Consider the following 19,427-nt stretch of genomic DNA (forward strand, 5'->3'; position numbering starts at 1 on the left):
ACGGATCATGTCATCCGTATCAGGCGATGGCAACGCCGTACCGCGCGTTTGGGAATGAGACTGACAGATTGCCGCGGAAGCAACGGAGAACGCAGTCAGCTCGCGACGATCGCGACCGCCTGTCCCTCCGCAACGACGTCGTCGAGCTCCACTGGAAGCAACGTGATCGTGCAGCCTGCGGGCGAAGACACCGGTACCTCTATCTTCATGGCTTCGACGATTACAATTTCATCGCCATCCGCAAGGGTTCCTCCAACTTGCACGGGAGTTGCGCAGACGCGCCCGGCGAACCTCCGTGACGATCTTAATTTCTGGCATGCCATCGCCTTTTTGTTGTCGTCGCAAAATGAGTGAGGTAGCGTCGTCTCCAAGTGGAATTTAATTCCGCACAGCGGAACAGACGGTAGGGAACATATGGGAAGACGATCCGAGCGGTTGAGTAGGCAAGGCGTGCTCGCTGGCGATGCCGGCGAGGGTGATGTCATCCAGGTGGTCTCGCGCGCGTTCGACGTGTTGCGATGCTTCGAGGGCCACGAGGCGAGGCTCGGCAATCTCGAGATTTCAAATCGCTGCGGCCTGCCGCGCTCGACGGTGTCGCGGCTCACGCACACGCTGACGCGCATGGGCCAGCTGGTCTATCTGCCGCGCGATCAGAAATATCGCATCGGCCCGAGCGCTGTGGCGATGAGCGCCTCGATGATGAAGGGCGCGCAGCTGCGCAGCATGATCCGGCAGCGGCTGCAGGAAGTCGCCGAGCAGTTGCCGGGCACCGTCGGCTTCGTCGTGCCCGATCGCTTCCATCTGGTCTATCTGCAGTTCGCGCGCTCGGCGACCGCGCTGGGCCTGCACGAGGGCACCGGCAGCCGCATCTCGATGGCCTCGACCGCCGCGGGCGCGGCCTACACCGCGGCGCTGGCGCCGGAGATCGGCGACGCCTTCATCGCGGACGTCGAACGCGAAGCGCCCGAGGCCGCCAAGATCCTGAAGCCCCGCATCGAGGCCAACCGGCAGATGTTGCGCGAGCGCGGCTATGTCGTGGCCTGCGGCCTATGGAGCCCGCACATCAACGGGCTCGCGGTGCCGATCTGGTCGCCGCAGTACCAGACCTACGTCGTCATCACGATCGGCCTTCTGTCCACGATGTATGACGAGCAGCGGCTGCATGCCGAAGTCGCACCCCTGATGCTCGAGCTCGGCCGTTCGCTCGGCAGCCTGATGGAGGGGGCGGAAGGCGATGCCTTCAACAACCGCATTTCGCGCAAACCGGTCGCAATGGCCGTGCACAACAATAACAAGCCGATCAATTCGGAGGGCCTGAATGAACTGGAAGCCGGAACTCGACGAGCTCGCCCGGCGCGAAGCCTTCGCGCGGGAGATGGGCGGCGTTGACAAGGTCAAGCGACAGCATGACCAGGGCCGGCTGACTGTTCGGGAGCGTATCGACAAGCTGATTGATCGCGGCAGCTTCCACGAGATTGGTGCCGTCTCCGGCATCGGTGAGTACGATTCCAGCGGCGAGCTTCAGAAATTGACGCCGGCGAACTGCGTGTTCGGCCGCGCGCGCGTCGATGGCCGCACCGTGGTCGTGGTCGGCGACGATTTCACGGTCCGTGGTGGTTCGGCGGATGCGTCGATCTCCGCAAAGCCGTTGATGGCGGAGGAGATGGCGCATGATCTCCGTCTGCCCATCGTCCGCATCGTCGAAGGCTCCGGCGGCGGCGGTTCGGTCAAGACCATCGAGACCAAGGGCGCGGCGAACCTGCCGGGCGGCATCGGCGGCACGCGCTGGTATCGCTTCACGACGGAGAACCTGTCGCGCGTGCCGGTGGTCGCACTCGGCCTCGGCTCTGTCGCAGGGCTCGGTGCCGCGCGGCTTGCCGCCAGCCACTATTCGATCATGACCCGGAAGTCCGCGATGTTCGTCGCGGGGCCGCCGGTGGTGAAGGCGCTGGGGCAGGACCTCTCGAAGGAGGAGCTCGGCGGCGCCGACATCCAGACCCGCGCCGGCGCGATCGATCATGCCGTCGACACCGAGGAAGAGGCCTTCGCCTGCGCGCGGCGCTTCCTGTCTTACCTGCCGTCCTCGGTGTACGAGCTGCCGCCGACCTTGCGCTGCACCGACAATCCGGAGCGCAGCGACGAAGCATTGATGAATGCGGTGCCGCGCAACCGCAAGCAGGTCTACAAGGTGCGCCCGATCATCGAGTCGGTCGTCGACAGGGGCTCGTTCTTCGAGGTCGGCAAGAATTTCGGCAAGCCCATCATTGTCGGTCTCGCCCGGCTCGAAGGCAGGGCCGTGCTGCTGCTCGCCAGCGACAGCTTTCACTATGGCGGCTCCTGGACGGCGGATGCCTGCCAGAAGGTGGTGCGCTGGGTCGACTTCGCCGAGACCTTCCACCTGCCGGTCGTCTATCTCATGGATTGCCCGGGCTTCATGATCGGTCTCGATGCCGAGAAGGCGGCGACCATCCGTCACGGCGTCCGCGTCATGGCCGCGGTGAACCAGACCACCGTGCCCTGGTGCACCGTGATCCTTCGCAACGCGTTCGGTGTTGCCGGTGTCGTGCACCAGCCGGCCGACCACTTCTCGATCCGCTACGCCTGGCCCTCGGCCTATGGGGCTCGCTGCCGCTCGAAGGCGGCATCGAGGCCGCCTACCGCGCCGACATCGACGCGGCCGAGGACAAGGCGGCCAAGCTGGAGGAAATCCAGGAGCGTCTCAACAAGCTGCGCTCGCCGTTCCGCTCGGCCGAGAAATTCTGGGTCGAGGAGATCATCGATCCCCGCAAGACGAGGTCGCTGCTGTGCGAATTCGCGCGCCTGGCAGAGCCCTTGCGCAAGCCGGGACCGCCGGAGAACTTTTCGATCAGGCCGTAGGAGAATGGCTGTCGTTGCGAAGCAATCCAGAAACTCAATAGACGCGCGACAATCCCAGAAGAACGACAGGAAGCGCCAATCGTGTATGACTTCATCATCGTGGGCGGCGGCTCGGCGGGGTCCGTGCTGGCCCACCGGCTTTCGGCGAAGAGTGCCAACAAGGTCCTGCTGTGCGAAGCCGGTCAGGACACGCCGCCCGGCAACGAGCCGGCCGAGATCAGGGACAGCTATCCGGGCACGGCCTATTTCGATCCGCGCTTCCACTGGACCGAGCTCAAGGTCACGACCCAGGTCGTCAGCCACAACAATCCGAACGAAGCCCGTCCCCCTTTGCGCAAATACGAGCAGGCGCGCGTGCTCGGCGGGGGATCGTCGATCAACGGCCAGATGGCCAACCGCGGCGCGCCTACCGATTACGACGAATGGGACGCGCGGGGCGCCGAGGGCTGGCGCTGGAACGATGTGCTGCCGTTCTTCAAGAAGGTCGAACGCGATCTCGATTTCGACGGTCCCTACCACGGCAAGGACGGCAAGATCCCGGTGCGCCGCATCCCGCGCGAGCACTGGACGAAGCATTCGCAGGCCTTCGCCAATGCTTTCCAGCAGGCCGGCCATCAATTCCTGCCGGACCAGAACGGCGAGTTCGTCGACGGCTTCTTCCCGGTGACGCATTCGAACCAGGCCGAGCAGCGAGTTTCGGCCGCGATGGGCTATCTCGATCGCGACACCCGCCAGCGCGCCAATCTCACCATCTCCACCAACACGCAAGTCCGCGAGCTGCTGTTCGAAGGCACGCAATGCGTCGGCGTGAAGGCCGTGGTGAACGGTCGCGAGCAGGAATTCCGGGGCCGCGAGATCATCCTCTCCAGCGGCGCGATCCATTCACCGGCGCATCTGCTGCGTGCCGGCATCGGCCCGGTCGGCCACCTCAAGGATATGGGCATTCCCGTGCTGATGGGACTGCCCGGCGTCGGGCAGCGCCTGATGGATCATCCCTCGATCTCGCTGTCGTCCTTCGTACGCCGCGGCGCGCGCATGAACGAGCACACCAGGCGCCACATGCAGCTCGGCCTGCGCTATTCCTCCGGTCTCGCAGGCGTGCCGAAGGGCGACATGTTCGTCGTGCTGCTCTCCAAATCGGCCTGGCATGCGGTCGGCGAGCAGATCGGCTCGCTCTTGACCTTCGTCAACAAGACCTATTCCGAGACCGGTCAGGTCAAGCTCGCCTCGCGTGATCCTTCGGCCGAGCCGATCGTCGAGTTCAATCTGTTGTCCGACCGGCGCGATCTCGATCGCCTGATGAGCGGCTTCCGCAAGATGGCGGCCATTCAAATGAGCGATATCGTGAAGGCGGTGACGGACAAGCCGTTCCCGGCCGCCTATACCGACAAGGTCCGCAAGATCGGCGTGGTCAATAACAAGAACAGGATCCTGACCAGGATCGCCGCGACGCTGATGGACGGACCGGCGGCGCTGCGCCATTACATGATCGACAATTTCGTGGTTGAAGGTTTCACCTTCGATCAGGTGATCAATGACGACGAGGCGCTGGAAGCCTTCGTGCGCAAGGCGACCATCGGCGTCTGGCACGCATCCTGCTCATGCCGCATGGGCCGCGCCGATGATCCGATGGCGGTGGTCGACAATCAGGGGCGCGTCAAGGGCATCCAGGGCCTGCGCGTCGTCGACGCCTCGATCTTTCCGGTGGTGCCATGCGCCAACACCAACTTCCCCGTGCTGATGTCGGCAGAGAAGATTGCTGATGCGATGATGCAGTCCGGTTGAGTCCTCGCGCACGCGCGGCTCTGGCGCGACTTGAACATAACCTAAGTGAAGGGCGGAAGCAGAAGCCAATTTCTGCCATACTTTGGGCCAATTTCGGTCAAACCGATATTGGTTTCTCCGAAACGGGGCAGGACCCCTCCAGCTCAGAGTCCTGCAATGATCAAGCAAGTTGTTTCCGCGTGTTTCCTCGTTGTCGCCGCCTCCGCCGCTTCGGAAGCGCGGCCTTATCGCATTGTTCAAGCGTCCGAATGCAACGTCACCATGCCCTGCGATTTCTCGTATTCGCAAACGCACCGCGCGAGGGCTCCCCGGCAACAGCTACAGGCCTATCGCTCAACGCGAATGACAGTGGGCGATGCAGGCAGCGCCACCACGATCATCGGCACGTCAGGCGATCGCGTCGTCGGCGGCCGGCCGGCCGGTTGTCCCTCATCCTTCTGCGGTTGCGGTGCGTCCCTGCGCGTGTTCGGCCGCGTCGTGCCGGAATTGAATCTGGCGTCGAACTGGCTGCGCTTTCCGCGCACGGCGCCGGCGCCGGGCATGGTCGCGGCGCGCCGCGGCCATGTCTTCGTTCTGGAGCAGCATCTCGCAGGCGACACCTGGATGGCGTATGACGCCAATTCCGGCGGTCACGCCACGCGCATCCACGCGCGTTCGCTGCGGGGTTATACGGTCGTCAATCCGCGCGGCTGAGACCATGGCGCAGGTGCCCGGCGTCATCACAGCCGGAGCACCTTGCCGGGATTCATGATGTTCTCGGGATCGAGCGCGCGCTTGATGGTCCGCATGATGTCGAGTTCGGTCTTCGAGCGGTAATGGCTGAGCTCGTCGAGCTTGTCGATGCCGATGCCGTGTTCCGCCGAGATCGAGCCGCCCATCGAGGTGACGAGATCGTTCACGGCCCGCGTGATGGCGCCCTTGTATTGGGTCAGCGTCTGCTGATCCATGCCTGATGGCCCCATGAACGAAAAATGCAGATTGCCGTCGCCGATGTGCCCGAGAGGATAGGGCCTGATGGTCGGGAGAATATCGCGCACGTCCCTGATGCCCTTGTCGATGAACTCCGGAATCCGGGAGATGGCCACCGACACATCGAAGCTGAGCCCCGGACCTTCGGCCCGGGAGGCCTCGGCGACAGTTTCGCGGATGCGCCACATGTTGCGCGATTGACCGACCGTCTGAGCGATCACCGCATCGAGCACGCGGCCGGCCTCGAGCTGATCGGCGAGAAACTGCTCCATCTTCTCGGACATGCCCTCCGCGCCGTCCTGGCGCGCCCGCGACGACGACCATTCCAGCAGCAGGTACCATGGCGTGTTCGCCTTGAGAGGATCCTGGGTGCCGGGAATATGGCGCAGCACCATGTCGATGGCGGCGCGGCTCATCAGCTCGCAGGAGCCGACATTGTCTCCGGATGCCGCATGCGCCTCCGACAGGATCTCCAGGGCCGCGCGTGGATCGCGGATCGCCAGCCACGATGTCGAGACGTCCTTCGGCGCCGGCCAAAGCTTGAGCACGGCCTTGGTGATGATGCCGAGCGTGCCTTCGGCGCCCATGAAGAGATGCTTGAGGTCATAGCCGGTGTTGTCCTTCTTCAGCGCGCGCAATCCGTCCCAGACCTCGCCGCTCGGCAGCACCACTTCCAGCCCCAGCACGAGATTGCGGGCATTGCCGTAGCGCAGCACCTGCACGCCACCGGCATTGGTCGACAAATTGCCGCCGATCATGCACGAGCCCTGGGCGCCGAGGCTGAGCGGCAGGAACCTGTCGTGCCGGCTGGCCGTCTCCTGAAGCGTCTGCAGCACGCAGCCGGCCTCGACCGTCATGGCATAGCCGACGGGATCGACGTCCAGCACGCGGTTCATGCGGCCGAGCGACAATACGATGCCGGTGTGTGCAGGCCAGGGCGTGGCCCCACCCATCAGGCCGGTGTTGCCACCCTGCGGTACGATGGCGACACCGTGCTGATGGCAAAGCCGGACCACTTTCGCGACTTCCTCGGTGCTGCCGGGCCGGACGACGGCGCCGGCATTGCCAGCCAGCAATCCCCGCCAATCCGTCACGAACGGCTGCTTGCCGTGCTCGTCCTCGATGAGGCCCTTCTCACCCACGACCGCGCGCAGCGCATCGCGCATCTCGGCGGTCAAGGGCGCGGTCGGAATGGTGGGTTCGGACGACGGGAAGGCAGTCGGCATTTTCGTTTCCCCTTGGCGCATCTTGCTGTGCACTGCGCACGTAACGTGCCCTGCTATTGTTCACGTTTGGCGCAGGGAGTCTAACGGCAAGATGTCTCGAATCTCGGGCCGGTGGCGGATGCGGCCTGCAGGGGACGTCAGGCCTGGAGGCGAGGGTTCGCGGGCAAGATGCGATTGATCTGCGTCCCCGCGGGGGATTTGCGGCCGAACGGGATCGACGGAAGCCGGCCGTGGCAATGTCGGATTCATCTCCGACTGATGCGTCCGCCCGGCAACGTTCAGGCAATCTCAGCAACGTTTCTAAACATCTCCGTCAACATCCTGCGGCTGTCCGGGCGTAGGACGCGCTCAGACTTCACGAATCAGGATTGGCAGAATGCGATTGAAGATTTCGGCTGCGCGCATGGGCATCGGCGCGGCCTGTCTCGTGCTCGTCGGCACCAGCCCCTCGTGCGCAGAGCCGGTGTTCGACGGTCTGGCCGGCGCATGGTCGGGTACCGGCACGATGAAGCCGTCGGACGGTCCGCGTGAGAAGGTCCGCTGCAAGGTAGCCTACAACGTCACCAGGCCGGGGCGGTCGTTGACCCTCGACCTGCGCTGCGCGAGCGATGCGTACAAGATGGTCCTGTCCGCGAACATCGAGCAGAGCGGGACGGAGCTTTCCGGCAACTGGTTCGAGAGCGAGTACCGGCAGGGCGGCAAGGTCTACGGCACCAACAAGGACGGATTGATCGAGGCGCGAATAGAGGGGAACACGGTGGCCGCGCTGGTGACGATCCAGACCAGGAGCAACCGGCAATCCTTTCTGATGGAGGCGCCGGGCTCCTGGATGGCGGAGGTCGCGATCGAATTGAACAAGGACGCGAAGTGACGTCTGTCTCCGGAGAGTCCGGGAGAGGGTTGGGCAGGCGACAATCCAAAAATTCGCTTTACAAGAATTCGGATATGCCGTATGTCTTGCCCATCCCGCCCGCCGAAAGGGGCGTTTCGCGATCGTCACGAGACGCGGGCCGGGAGGCGGTGGCCGCGACGGCGTCGGCGCGCTGGGCAGACTGCAGGGCGGGAATCCCCCGTGAGCAGCGGCACGCGCGATACGACACGGCGCTGACAGCGTCCTCGTTCGGTCCCGGTGGCGAGCGCACGCCAGCCATCGGAGACAGGGGCGGGGATGTGCGCGGCGGCAAAATCGTGTGGTCCTGACGCCCGGGGTCTGTGCGTCAAGTCTGTGGTGATGCTGCGGCCCAACCGGGTCGGGACATCAGTCATCCGCAAGGCGACGGGGGCAATAGTGCATCGCTCCCCGGGGAGCAACTGTGAAGTAGCTCGGCGACCGGCCGGCCTCAAGGCTGGCGCTCGCGCGCCACCGCCTTCGGCGGCTGACGGCCTTGACCCCGTCCGCTCACCGATCTTCAGGCTGTGCATGGGCTCGGCGGAAGCCGAGCGGTGCCGCCGACTTCGTACCGCTTGGCATCCCATTTCTCGCCGCGTGCGATCATGACGTTGAGGATCACGATCAGCTTACGCATGCAGGCAGTGAGCGCAACCTTCGGCTTCTTGCCTTTGGCGATCAGGCGATCATAGAAGGCCTTGAGCACGGGATTGTGCCGTGTCGCGGCTCCCATGCACGCCATGTAGAACAGGTTGCGGACTTTGCGGCGCCCGCCCTGGATATGACGGACGCCCCGACGTTTGCCGCTGTCGTCGTCATAAGGCGCAGCACCCAGCAGTGCCGCAGCAACTTTGTCCCCGATCTGGCCGAGTTCCGGCATCGCCCCGATCAATCCGGCCGACGTGCCCCCGCCAAGACCCGGCACGCTCTCGATGATCTCGGCGAGTTCGGCAAAACGCGGCGTGGCCTTGATTAGAACTGCGATCGCTGCTTCCAACTTGGCAACTTCCAAGGTGATCTGCTTCAGCAGGCGGCCCTGCATTTTCTGCACGACGTCAGGTGTGGAATGCTCATTCCTGCTTTGCAAGCTGGTCCGCATGTCGATCAGAGCCTGGCGCGCATTCACGATCTGCACCAGTTTCTCACGTGCCGCATCGTACGTTTGGCCCTTTGCCTCGATGAAGGTCTCGGCGAACCAGGCAATCATTTCCGCATCGATTGGATCGTTCTTGGCGAGCCGTCCGGCCGATCTAGCGAAGTTGCGCACCCGCTTCGGATCCACGATCAGGGCTTCGATACCAGCCTCGCGCAGCGCTTTGGCCCATTCCCGCTCATAGCCGCCGGAAGCCTCCATGGCGGCCTTGCCGACCTTGTGCTTTCGAAGCCAGCGGATCAACGCTCGCCGCCCCTCCGGCGTGCTTGGGAACGCCTGCCGTTGTGACAATGAGCGAATGCACACATCCACCTTGTCCTTGGCCACGTCGATGCCAGCGACAACCAGACCGTCTTGTGCCATCATCCAATCCCTTCCTTGCTCGGTCCGGGCTCGAAGCCCATGCAACTGTTCGGGTTGAGGAAGACCACCGGATCTGTCCCTAGCTCCCCGACAGGCTCAAGGCCTTCGAGCACGATCGGGCTCAGATCCAGCGACGGGCGGTTTTACGAGAACCGCCCGTTCGCACATTCTGGCAGATTTTCCAGACACAAGAGCGCGACATAAGCCGTAAAACCAACCGCGCAGGGAAGGCCGGGCGACCGGCAACACCTGTGGTCCACCCCGTGCGCGTCTTGTTCGCACATGGGACTGCGGGTGCCAGCCGGCGCCCGGCCTTCCCTGCGCCCTTTCTGAACGAGAGGGCGCAACGAAGAAAGCAAAGCTCGGGCGAAATGAGCCGCGAGAATGCGGACGTGTGTCCGCATCCCGGCGGAAGCGGCTCTCTCGCAAAGCTTACTAGGTCGAGGCCGCCGCTGGCTGTAGCTTCGGTTGCCGCGAGAGCGCCAGCACGATCAGCGAGGCGAACACGCAGAGCGCACCGGCGATGAAGAATGCGGGCAGGTAGCTTTGATAGACCGTACGCGACAATCCGGCACCGAACGCGGCGGTTCCGGCGCCGAGCTGATGGCCGGCAAAGATCCAGCCGAACACCAGATTGGCGCGTTCGGGCCCGAATTTCTGCGCGGTGAGGCGCACCGTCGGCGGCACCGTCGCGATCCAGTCGAGACCGTAGAACATCGCGAAGATCGACAGGCCGTAGAACGAGAAATCGCTGAAGGGCAGGAAGATCAGCGAGAGCCCGCGCAGGCCGTAATACCAGAACAGCAGATAGCGGTTGTCGTAGCGGTCCGACAGCCAGCCCGACATGATGGTGCCGAAGAAGTCGAAGATGCCCATGGCTGCGAGCAGGCTGGCGGCCTGCACCTGCGGGATACCGAAATCGAGGCACATCGGAATCAGATGTACCTGGACGAGACCGTTGGTGGAAGCGCCGCAGACGAAGAAGGTCGCGAACAGGATCCAGAACGCGCGCGACTTCGACGCATCGCGCAGCGTGCCGAGCGCCACGCCCGTGATCGAGCCGTGGCTCACGGGCGGAGCGGGCAGGGGCTCGGTGCCCTCGTCGCCGAACGGGCGCAGGCCGACATCGCTCGGACGATCGCGCATGACGAGGAGTACGCCCAGTGCCGAAACGCCAAGCGCGATGCAGACGAAGCCGAGCGCCAGCCGCCAGCCGTAGCGCTCGGTCAGGCTTGCAAGCAGCGGCAGGAATACGAGCTGGCCGGTGGCGACGCTCGCGGTCAAAATGCCGACGACGAGGCCGCGCCGTGCGGCGAACCAGCGCGTGGCAATCGTGGCGCCCAGCACCAGCGCGGTCATGCCGGTGCCGATGCCGATCACGACGCCCCAGAGTGCGACGAGCTGCCAGACCTGCGTCATCCCGAGCGAGGCGAGCAGCGCCGAGACGACGATAAGCTGGGCCAACAGCGTGACGTTGCGCAGGCCGTAGCGGTTGAGCAGGGCGGCGGCGAACGGCGCCATCAGCCCGAACAGGATGAAGCGGATCGAGAGCGCGGAGGAGATCTCCGCCGTGCTCCAGCCGAACTCCTTCTGCAAGGGAATGATGAACACGCCGGGCGCGCCAACCGTGCCCGCGCTGATGAGCGCGGTGAGGAAGGTGACGCCGACCATCACCCAGCCATAGTGGATGTTGCGGCGGGACAATGCTGTCGCGAGCCAGTTCGAGATCATTGGGCCTCAATGTGGGTTAGCGGGCCCGAGGGACCCGATTCATCGTTGCAATCTGGCATGAACAAGGGAAGTCTGAAATGACAGACTTCCCTCTATTTCGGACAAGCGGATCAGCGCACCAGCCGCTCCACCGCGATCGCCGTGGCTTCGCCGCCGCCGATGCAGAGCGCGGCGATACCGCGTTTGAGGTTCTGCGCCTCGAGCGCATGCAGCAGCGTCACGATCAGCCGCGCGCCGGTGGCGCCGATGGGATGGCCGAGCGCGCAGGCGCCGCCATTGATGTTGAGCTTGTCGCGGGGAATGCCGAGGTCGCGCTGCGCCGCCATCGCCACCACGGCGAACGCCTCGTTGATCTCGAACAGGTCGACGTCGGAGGCGGTCCAGCCGATCTTGTCGAGCAGCTTGCGGATCGCCGGGATCGGCGCCGTGGTGAACCATTGCGGCTCCTGGCTGTGAGTGGCGTGGCCCTTGATCTCCGCGAGAACGGGCAGGCCACCCCGATCGGCAAGCGAGCGCTTCGTCAGAACGAGCGCTGCCGCGCCGTCGGCATTGGCGGAGGACGCGGCCGGCGTGATGGTGCCGTTGGCGCGGAATGCCGGCTTGAGGCCGGGGATCTTCGCCGGATCGACCTTCAGCGGATGCTCGTCATTGGCGACGATGCGGGGACCAGCCTTCTCCGCGAGCGTGATCGGCGCGATCTCGGCCTTGAACGCACCGCCCTCGACGGCCTTGCGGGCGCGGCTGAGCGTCTCCATCGCGTAGGCGTCCTGGTCCTTGCGGGTGAACTGATAGGCCTCCGCGGTGGCCTCGCCGAAATCGCCCATCGAACGGCCGGTCTCGTAGGCGTCCTCGAGGCCGTCCATCATCATGTGGTCGATGATGCGGTCGTGACCGACGCGATAGCCGCCGCGTGCCTTGGTCAGCAGATACGGCGCGTTGCTCATGCTCTCCATGCCGCCGGAGATGACGATGTCGGCCGAGCCGGCACGGATGATGTCGTGCGCCAGCATGGTCGCTTTCATGCCGGAACCGCAGACCTTGTTGACGGTGGTCGCGCCGGTGGCGTCGGGCAGCCCGGCCGCGCGTGCCGCCTGCCGCGCCGGCGCCTGGCCTTGTCCTGCCGGCAGCACGCAGCCCATGAAGACCTCGTCGACCTTCTCCGGCGCCAGCCTCGCGCGCTCCAGCGCGGCGCCGATCACATGCGATCCAAGCTTGTGCGCGGGGAGCGGCGACAGCTCGCCCATGAAGCGGCCGAGCGGGGTACGGGCGGCGGAAACGATGACGACGGGATCGGCGGCTTCGGCCATGATGGAGCTCCCTTGGCGATGATCTATGAGATTATGACCATCATATGATGCGACGCAAAAAATGCAACCCGCGCCAGGGATGAGAAATTGTCGTGGGTGGGATGAGATTTGGTCGTGCGCTTGAAGGAGCGGCCCTATTTCTTCCTGTTCACGAAGGCGCCCATCAGCCGCGTCGGCTCGTCCGTCAGGAACGACTCGCCGAACACTTTCACGCTCAGATTCACCGACTCCGTCAGCGGCAGCTCCTCCCATTGCCGCAGCAGCGCCTTCTGCGAGCGCAGCGCTTCGGGGCCGCAGTCGAGCAGCGTGTTCACCAGATGCTCGACGGCGGCGTCCAGTTCGCCTGCTGGGGCGACCTTGTCGATCAGTCCCCAGGCGAGTGCGGTGGCTGCGGCGATATTTTCCGCCGTCATCACCAGCCAGCGCGCGCGGGCCCAGCCGATCAGGCGAGGCAGGAGCGCCGCGTGGATCACCGAGGGGATGCCGACGCGTACCTCCGGCATGCCGAAATGCGCATCATGCGCGGCAATCCGGAAATCGCAGGCGGCGGCGACCTCGAGCCCACCGCCGAGGCACCAGCCGGGCAGGCGCGCGATCACGGGTGCCGGGAATTGACGTACGGCCTCGCAGAGATCGCGCAGGCGGCTGATGAAGGCTTCGGCGGATCGTTGGTCGAGCTTGGCCATCTCCTTGATGTCGGCGCCGCCGATCAGGCTCTTCTCGCTCTGGCCGCGCAGCACCACGACGCGGATGCTGCGGTCGGATGCAAGCTGCTGCAGGCCTTCGCGCACGGCGTCGGTCACCGGCGAGCCGAGAATGTTGAGCGGGCCGGCGTTGCAGATTACGACTTGAACGACGCCGCGCGCATCGCGCGTCACGCCGCAGTGGGGGTTGAGCATTTCCATCGTGGCATCTCGAAGGTTTCGTGGACCGGCGCGAGGCGCGCGGGTCGGTGCCACTTCCGGGCCGAAACGTCCTTGTTGTCAAGCGGGTGGGGAGGCGAGTTGCAAGCGCCAAGTCCGTAGCATAGTATGATATAGATCATATCAAAAGGGGTCCCATGACTGAACGCGACCAATTCGATCTGTTTTCGCCCGCGCAGCGGCGTGAGCGCGTGGTAGACTGGCAGGTGCCGGCGCCGGTCGCGAAAGTGGCGATGGGCCTGTCGGGCATGGACGCGATGCTGGGCATTCGCGACGGCCGGCTGCCGCCGCCGCCTTTTGCGAAACTGATCGGCTTCACCATGGCCGTTGTCGAGCCGGGCCGGATCGTCATGGAACTGGAACCGCGCGAGGATCTCGAAAATACCATCGGCCTCCTGCATGGGGCGACGGCGGCGGCACTGATCGACACCGCGATGGGATGCGCGATCTCGACCCGGCTGGAAGCGGGGCAGAGCTCTGTGACGCTCGACCTGAAAATGACCTTCCTGCGTCCGCTCTCGGTTCGCTCGGGCCTGATCTCGGCCGAAGGCAAGGTGATCAAGCTCGGACGGCAGACCAGCTATACCGAAGGCTTCGTCCGGGACGGCAAGGGAGGCCTTGCGGTGCATGCAACTGCAACGTTTTCCATGATCGGAAGCAACTTAACATGAATTAATGCACCCGTTTCGTCATTTGCGTGTTATGAGATGACCCTCGACATTCAATGAGAACTGCATGCGCTACTCCCCCGAACACAAGCAGGAAACCCACGACCGCATCGTGAAGAAGGCCTCGGTGCGGCTGCGCGAAAAGGGCGCCCATGGCATCGGCGTCGCCGACCTCATGAAGGAGGCGGGCCTGACCCATGGCGGCTTCTACGCGCATTTCGATTCCCGGGAGGCGCTGGTAATCGAGGCGTTCGGTTACGCGATGGACCGCTCGATGGAGCACTGGCGCAAGCTCACGGACGAGGTGTCGCCGGACAAGCGACTGGCGATGATCGCGGACGCCTACCTGTCGACACTGCATCGCGACAATCCCGGCCATGGCTGCTCGATTCCCGCGCTCGGTGCCGAGATCGCCCGCGAGAGCCCCAAGGCGCGAAAGGCATTTGCCGGCAAGCTCGACGAAATGATCGAGATGCTGGCGGACAACATCCCGAACGTGCCGCGCAAGGCCGCGCGCAAGCAGGCGGTTGCGACGTTGGCGACGATGGCCGGCACCATGTTGCTGGCGCGCATCGCCGGGTCGAGCGAGCTCTCCGACGAGGTGTTGAAGGTGGGCCGGGACAGCGCGCTGGATTGCGTGAAGCGCGAGCCGAAGGCGCCCGCGGTGAAGAAGGCGAAGACCTAGGCGAGGTGCTGCCGTAGGGTGGGCAAAGGCGCGATTGCGCCGTGCCCACCATCTGTCTCGATGGATAGAGGAGGTGGGCACGCTACGCTTGGCCCACCCTACGAGACCGGTGTTGACCGCCCCGCAAACAACGCCCGTTCACGCTCGACGATCTCGCCGATGTAGTCGGCCACCGCGCGTATCCGCGCCAGATCCTTGCTGTCGGCGTGCATCAGCATCCAGAATGTCCGTGTGATCGAGATCTCCTCGGGCAGCACCGGGACGAGCTGCGGATAATCATCCGCCATGAAATGCGGCAGCACCGCGATGCCGAAGCCTGAGAGCGTGGCATTGAGCTGCGCGATCAGATTGGCGCTGCGGAAGCGAGCCGAGATCCGCGGCGAGACCTGCGGCAGATAATCGAGCTCCGGCGTGAACAGGAGCTCCTCGATGTAGCCGACGAAGCGGTGCTGCGGCAGCACCTCGCGCGAGGTGATCGCCGGGAAGCGGTCCAGGTAGGTGGGGGCGGCGTACAGGCCGAGACGGTAGTCGAGCAGCTTGCGGCCGACGATGCGGCCTTCCTTCGGCATGGTCAGGCTGATGGCGATATCGGCCTCGCGCTTGGAGAGACTGAACAGCCGCGCCGTGGCCACAAGTTGCAGATCGAGATCGGGATACCGGTCGGCGAAGGGTGCCAACCGCGGCGCCAGGAAAGCGGTGCCGAACCCGTCGGGGGCGCCGATCCGGACCGTGCCGGTCAGCCGTGCCACCGAGCCGCCGACCTGCTCCTGGTTGGCGACGATGGTCGATTCCATCGCTTCCGCGCTGTCGGCGACGCGCTGGCCGGCCTCGGTGAGGAGGTAGCCGGTCTTGCGCCGGTCAAATAGCTTGGCCGAGAGGTGCTTTTCCAGCCGGTCAACGCGGCGGATCACTGTGGCGTGGTCGACCCCAAGCTGTTTTGCCGCAGCCGAAACCGAGCCGCCCCGCACGATGGCCAGCACAAAGCGAAAGTCGTCCCAATCGATAGCGCCTTGATCCAGCATTTTCGCACATCTATGGTGCATTATCTCGGACTTGAATCCTATAAAATGCAGGTCGATAGGATTTGTCAAAGCGGATCAGGCCTTAAGGAGAGCATTCCATGCGTTCAGTCGGACATTTCATCGGTGGCAAGGAAGTCAAGGGCACCTCGGGCCGCACCGCCGACGTTTTCGAGCCGATGACCGGTGACGTCCAGGCCAAGGTGGCGCTGGCGTCCAAGGCCGAAGTCCGCGCCGCCGTCGAGAACGCGCGCGCCGCACAGCCGGAATGGGCCGCGACCAACCCGCAACGCCGCGCCCGCGTCATGATGAAATTCGTCGAGCTGGTTCAGCGTGATTATGACAAGCTCGCCGAGCTGCTCGCCCGCGAGCACGGCAAGACCGTTCCGGACGCCAAGGGCGACATCCAGCGCGGCCTCGAGGTCGCCGAGTTCGCCTGCGGTATCCCGCATCTGATGAAGGGCGAATACACCGAGGGCGCCGGTCCCGGCATCGACATTTATTCGATGCGCCAAGCGCTCGGCGTCGTCGCCGGCATCACGCCGTTCAATTTCCCGGCGATGATCCCGATGTGGAAGTTCGCGCCCGCGATCGCCTGCGGCAACGCCTTCATCCTGAAGCCCTCGGAGCGCGATCCCGGCGTGCCGATGATGCTTGCCGAACTGATGATCGAGGCGGGCCTGCCTGCCGGCATCCTCAACGTCGTCAACGGTGACAAGGAAGCCGTCGATGCCATCCTCGACGATCCCGACATCAAGGCGATCGGCTTCGTCGGCTCCACGCCGATCGCGCAGTACATCTATGAGCGCGCCGCCCAGACCGGCAAGCGCTGCCAGTGTTTTGGCGGCGCCAAGAACCACGCCATCATCATGCCTGACGCCGACATGGACCAGGCCGTGGATGCTCTGATCGGCGCAGGTTACGGTTCGGCCGGCGAGCGCTGCATGGCCGTCTCCGTCGCGGTACCCGTCGGCAAGTCCACCGCCGACCGTCTCATGGAAAAGCTGATCCCGCGCGTCGAGTCGCTCAAGATCGGCACCTCGATCGATCCGTCCGCCGATTACGGTCCGCTGGTGACGCGCGAAGCGGTCGAGAAGGTCAAGGGCTACATCGACATCGGCATCAAGGAAGGCGCCACGCTCGCCGTCGACGGCCGCGGCTTCAAGATGCAGGGCTACGAGAACGGCTTCTATCTCGGCGGCTCGCTGTTCGATAACGTCACCAAGGACATGCGGATCTACAAGGAAGAGATCTTCGGCCCGGTGCTCTCGGTCGTGCGCGCGCACGACTACAAGGAAGCGCTGGCGCTGCCGTCCGAGCATGACTACGGCAACGGCGTTGCCATCTTCACCCGCGACGGCGACGCCGCCCGCGATTTCGCGGCCAAGGTCAATGTCGGCATGGTCGGCATCAACGTGCCGATCCCGGTTCCGATCGCCTATTACACGTTCGGCGGCTGGAAGAAGTCGGGCTTCGGCGACCTCAACCAGCACGGCCCGGATTCGGTCCGCTTCTACACCAAGACCAAGACGGTGACCTCGCGCTGGCCGTCCGGCGTCAAGGAAGGTGCGGAGTTCTCGATCCCGCTGATGAAGTGATCCTCTCAAGAGCGAGGCCGGGATGCAATTCGCTCTGAACGAGGATCAGATCGCAATTCGCGACATGGCGCTGGCGTTTGCGGCGGAAAAGATTGCGCCGCATGCGCTGCGCTGGGACGAGGAGAAGCATTTCCCCGTCGACGTGATGCGCGAAGCTGCGACGCTCGGCATGGGCGGCATCTACATTCGCGAGGATGTCGGGGGATCCGCGATGACGCGGTTCGACGCGGCGCTGATCTTCGAGGCGCTGGCGACGGGCTGTCCGACCACTTCGGCCTTCATTTCCATTCACAACATGGCGAGCTGGATGATCGATGCCTATGGCAGCGACACCCAGCGCCACGCATGGCTGCCAAAGCTCTGCACCATGGAGCTGATCGCCAGCTACTGCCTGACCGAGCCGGGCGCGGGCTCCGATGCGGCCGCGCTGCGCACCCGCGCGGTGCGCGATGGCGAGCATTATGTGCTCAATGGCCAGAAGCAGTTCATCTCCGGCGCCGGCGGCACCGATCTCCTGGTCGCGATGGTGCGCACCGGCGGCGATGGCCCGGGCGGTATCTCGACGCTCGTCATCGACGGCAAGACTCCGGGTGTCTCCTACGGCGCCAATGAGCGCAAGATGGGCTGGAACGCGCAGCCGACCCGCGCTGTGATGTTCGAGAATGCCCGTGTGCCGGTCGCCAATCGCCTCAGCGAAGAGGGCGTTGGCTTCAAGATCGCGATGGCCGGTCTCGACGGCGGGCGGCTCAACATCACGGCCTGTTCGATCGGCGGCGCCCAGACCGCGCTCGACAAGGCGCGCGCCTACATGAAGGAGCGCGAGGCGTTCGGAAAGCGCCTCGACGAATTCCAGGCGCTGCAATTCCGCCTTGCCGACATGGCGATTGAGCTCGAGGCCGCACGCACTTTCCTCTGGCGTGCCGCGGCGGCGCTGGACCGCAAGGACCCCGACGCCACCATGCTGTGCGCGATGGCAAAACGTTTCGGCACCGACGTCGGTTTCGAGGTCGCCAACCATGCGCTGCAGCTCCACGGCGGCTACGGCTATCTCAGCGAATACGGCATCGAGAAGATCGTGCGCGATCTGCGCGTGCACCAGATTCTCGAAGGCACCAATGAAATCATGCGGCTGATCGTGGCGCGCAAGCTGATCGAGGGCGCGCGATGAATTCGGTGGAAGAGGGCGATCTGGTCGCCCGGGTCGAGGGCGCGGCTGGCGTCATCAGGCTCAACCGTCCGAAGGCCATCAACGCCGTGACGCTGGAGATGTTTCGCGACATCGACAAGGCGCTCGACCGCTTCGAGGCCGATCCCGCCGTCGCATTGATCGTGCTGGAAGGTGCCGGCGAGCGTGGCCTGTGTGCCGGCGGTGACATTCGGACGCTCTGGGAGAGCTCGAAAGCCAATGGCGATCTCGGCAAGATCCTGTGGCGGGAAGAATACATCCTCAACGCCCGGATCAAGAAATTCCCAAAGCCCTATATCGCGTTCATGGACGGTATCGTGATGGGCGGCGGCGTCGGGCTCTCAGCTCATGCCAGCCACCGCATCGTCACCGATCGGACAAAGCTGGCGATGCCCGAGGTCGGCCTCGGCTTCTTCCCTGATGTCGGCGGCACCTGGCTGCTGTCGCGCTCGCCCGGCGAGATCGGCACCTATTTCGGCCTCACCGGCCAGACCATGAATGGGCCCGATGCAATCCATGCGAAGTTCGCCGATGCCGTGGTTCCCGTAGCCAAATGGCCGGAGTTGCGCGAGGCGCTGACGAAGGTTGGTCCGGCAGCGACCGCGGCCGATGTCAGCAAGCTCATCAACAGTTTCGCGACGGGCGATGCCGCCGGTCCGGTTGCGGCACGGCAGGCGATGATCGACGCATTGTTCGGCTTCGACCGCATGGAAGACATTTTTGCCGCGCTGAAACGTGACGGCTCGGAGTTCGCCTTGGCGACTCTGAAGACGCTCAATGAAAAATCGCCGCGCGGCATGGTGGTGACGCTGAAGCTGCTGCGGCTGGCGCGCACCGCGTCGAGCCTGGAGGAGTGCCTGGCGCGCGAATATCGCGCCGCGCTCGAAGTATTCCGCAGCGACGATTTCCGCGAGGGCGTGCGTGCGGCCGTGATCGACAAGGATCGCAATCCGGTCTGGTCGCCGCCGCGGATCGAGGACGTGACGCCAGAGATGCTTGCGCCGTATCTCGCCGGGATCGGTGCCGACGAGCTGAAGTTCAACTAAGC

Annotated in this window: 15 protein-coding genes and 2 pseudogenes; 10 read left to right on the plus strand and 7 right to left on the minus strand. The window is 64.6% G+C overall.

Going from position 1 to position 19,427, the window contains the following annotated elements; genetic code table 11:
- Nucleotides 1-95: 95 nt before the first annotated feature.
- A pseudogene (locus IVB24_RS19130) lies at nt 96-318 on the minus strand (acetyl-CoA carboxylase biotin carboxyl carrier protein subunit).
- 96 nt (nt 319-414) lie between these two features.
- Here IVB24_RS19130 and IVB24_RS19135 point away from each other — a divergent pair.
- The 4 genes and pseudogenes from IVB24_RS19135 to IVB24_RS19150 all read left to right on the plus strand — a co-directional run bounded on the left by IVB24_RS19135 (nt 415) and on the right by IVB24_RS19150 (nt 5,355).
- The gene (locus IVB24_RS19135; protein WP_094974628.1) at nt 415-1,389 is read left to right on the plus strand and encodes a helix-turn-helix domain-containing protein; all 975 of its coding nucleotides are present in this window, start codon (nt 415-417) and stop codon (nt 1,387-1,389) included.
- Nucleotides 1,319-2,877 (plus strand): annotated as a pseudogene (locus IVB24_RS19140) (carboxyl transferase domain-containing protein). The gene IVB24_RS19135 and the pseudogene IVB24_RS19140 overlap by 71 nt, the downstream one beginning before the upstream one ends.
- An 81-nt stretch (nt 2,878-2,958) precedes the next feature.
- Nucleotides 2,959-4,662, plus strand: a complete 1,704-nt coding sequence (locus IVB24_RS19145; RefSeq protein WP_247768083.1) for a GMC oxidoreductase — start codon at nt 2,959-2,961, stop codon at nt 4,660-4,662.
- Nucleotides 4,663-5,004: 342 nt separating this feature from the next.
- Nucleotides 5,005-5,355: a hypothetical protein gene (locus tag IVB24_RS19150; protein ID WP_334249223.1), complete on the plus strand. Its 351-nt coding sequence runs from the start codon at nt 5,005-5,007 to the stop codon at nt 5,353-5,355.
- Nucleotides 5,356-5,381: 26 nt separating this feature from the next.
- Here IVB24_RS19150 and IVB24_RS19155 read toward each other — a convergent pair whose 3' ends face one another.
- Nucleotides 5,382-6,857, minus strand: a complete 1,476-nt coding sequence (locus IVB24_RS19155; protein ID WP_247768085.1) for an FAD-binding oxidoreductase — start codon at nt 6,855-6,857, stop codon at nt 5,382-5,384.
- A 376-nt stretch (nt 6,858-7,233) separates the two neighbouring features.
- On the opposite strand from IVB24_RS19155, the gene IVB24_RS19160 reads away from it, so the two are divergent.
- Nucleotides 7,234-7,728, plus strand: coding sequence for a hypothetical protein (locus IVB24_RS19160; RefSeq protein WP_247768086.1), 495 nt, complete (start codon nt 7,234-7,236; stop codon nt 7,726-7,728).
- A 538-nt stretch (nt 7,729-8,266) separates the two neighbouring features.
- On the opposite strand, the gene IVB24_RS19165 is transcribed toward IVB24_RS19160, so the two are convergent.
- The 4 genes from IVB24_RS19165 to IVB24_RS19180 all read right to left on the minus strand — a co-directional run bounded on the left by IVB24_RS19165 (nt 8,267) and on the right by IVB24_RS19180 (nt 13,205).
- Entirely contained in the window at nt 8,267-9,265 is a 999-nt protein-coding gene (locus IVB24_RS19165; protein WP_247768087.1) for an IS110 family transposase, read from the minus strand.
- A 432-nt stretch (nt 9,266-9,697) separates the two neighbouring features.
- Complete coding sequence (locus IVB24_RS19170; RefSeq protein ID WP_247768088.1) at nt 9,698-10,993, minus strand: MFS transporter; 1,296 nt, start codon at nt 10,991-10,993, stop codon at nt 9,698-9,700.
- A gap of 110 nt (nt 10,994-11,103) precedes the next feature.
- Complete coding sequence (locus tag IVB24_RS19175) at nt 11,104-12,300, minus strand: acetyl-CoA C-acyltransferase (RefSeq protein ID WP_247768089.1); 1,197 nt, start codon at nt 12,298-12,300, stop codon at nt 11,104-11,106.
- A gap of 134 nt (nt 12,301-12,434) precedes the next feature.
- Nucleotides 12,435-13,205 carry an enoyl-CoA hydratase gene (locus IVB24_RS19180; RefSeq protein WP_247768090.1) on the minus strand — a complete coding sequence of 257 codons (771 nt, stop codon included), beginning with the start codon at nt 13,203-13,205 and terminating at the stop codon, nt 12,435-12,437.
- Between the two features lie 155 nt (nt 13,206-13,360).
- On the opposite strand from IVB24_RS19180, the gene IVB24_RS19185 reads away from it, so the two are divergent.
- Both IVB24_RS19185 and IVB24_RS19190 read left to right on the plus strand, forming a co-directional pair.
- On the plus strand, nt 13,361-13,894 hold the full coding sequence (locus tag IVB24_RS19185) for a PaaI family thioesterase (protein ID WP_094974617.1): 534 nt from the start codon (nt 13,361-13,363) through the stop codon (nt 13,892-13,894).
- A gap of 64 nt (nt 13,895-13,958) precedes the next feature.
- Entirely contained in the window at nt 13,959-14,576 is a 618-nt protein-coding gene (locus IVB24_RS19190; protein ID WP_140478760.1) for a TetR/AcrR family transcriptional regulator, read from the plus strand.
- Nucleotides 14,577-14,674: 98 nt separating this feature from the next.
- Here the strand turns inward: IVB24_RS19190 and IVB24_RS19195 are convergent, their stop codons facing one another.
- Nucleotides 14,675-15,598 carry a LysR family transcriptional regulator gene (locus IVB24_RS19195; RefSeq protein ID WP_094974615.1) on the minus strand — a complete coding sequence of 308 codons (924 nt, stop codon included), beginning with the start codon at nt 15,596-15,598 and terminating at the stop codon, nt 14,675-14,677.
- A 98-nt stretch (nt 15,599-15,696) separates the two neighbouring features.
- On the opposite strand from IVB24_RS19195, the gene IVB24_RS19200 reads away from it, so the two are divergent.
- From IVB24_RS19200 to IVB24_RS19210, 3 genes are read left to right on the plus strand one after another with little or no spacing between them, the layout of a single operon-like run.
- Nucleotides 15,697-17,193, plus strand: a complete 1,497-nt coding sequence (locus IVB24_RS19200; RefSeq protein ID WP_094974614.1) for a CoA-acylating methylmalonate-semialdehyde dehydrogenase — start codon at nt 15,697-15,699, stop codon at nt 17,191-17,193.
- Nucleotides 17,194-17,215: 22 nt separating this feature from the next.
- The gene (locus IVB24_RS19205) at nt 17,216-18,361 is read left to right on the plus strand and encodes an isobutyryl-CoA dehydrogenase (protein ID WP_247768091.1); all 1,146 of its coding nucleotides are present in this window, start codon (nt 17,216-17,218) and stop codon (nt 18,359-18,361) included.
- Nucleotides 18,358-19,425 carry an enoyl-CoA hydratase/isomerase family protein gene (locus IVB24_RS19210; RefSeq protein ID WP_247768092.1) on the plus strand — a complete coding sequence of 356 codons (1,068 nt, stop codon included), beginning with the start codon at nt 18,358-18,360 and terminating at the stop codon, nt 19,423-19,425. The genes IVB24_RS19205 and IVB24_RS19210 overlap by 4 nt, the downstream gene beginning before the upstream one ends.
- Nucleotides 19,426-19,427 lie beyond the last annotated feature (2 nt).

The sequence above is a fragment of the Bradyrhizobium sp. 192 genome (genome assembly GCF_023100965.1).
GTDB classification, from domain to species: Bacteria; Pseudomonadota; Alphaproteobacteria; order Rhizobiales; family Xanthobacteraceae; genus Bradyrhizobium; species Bradyrhizobium symbiodeficiens.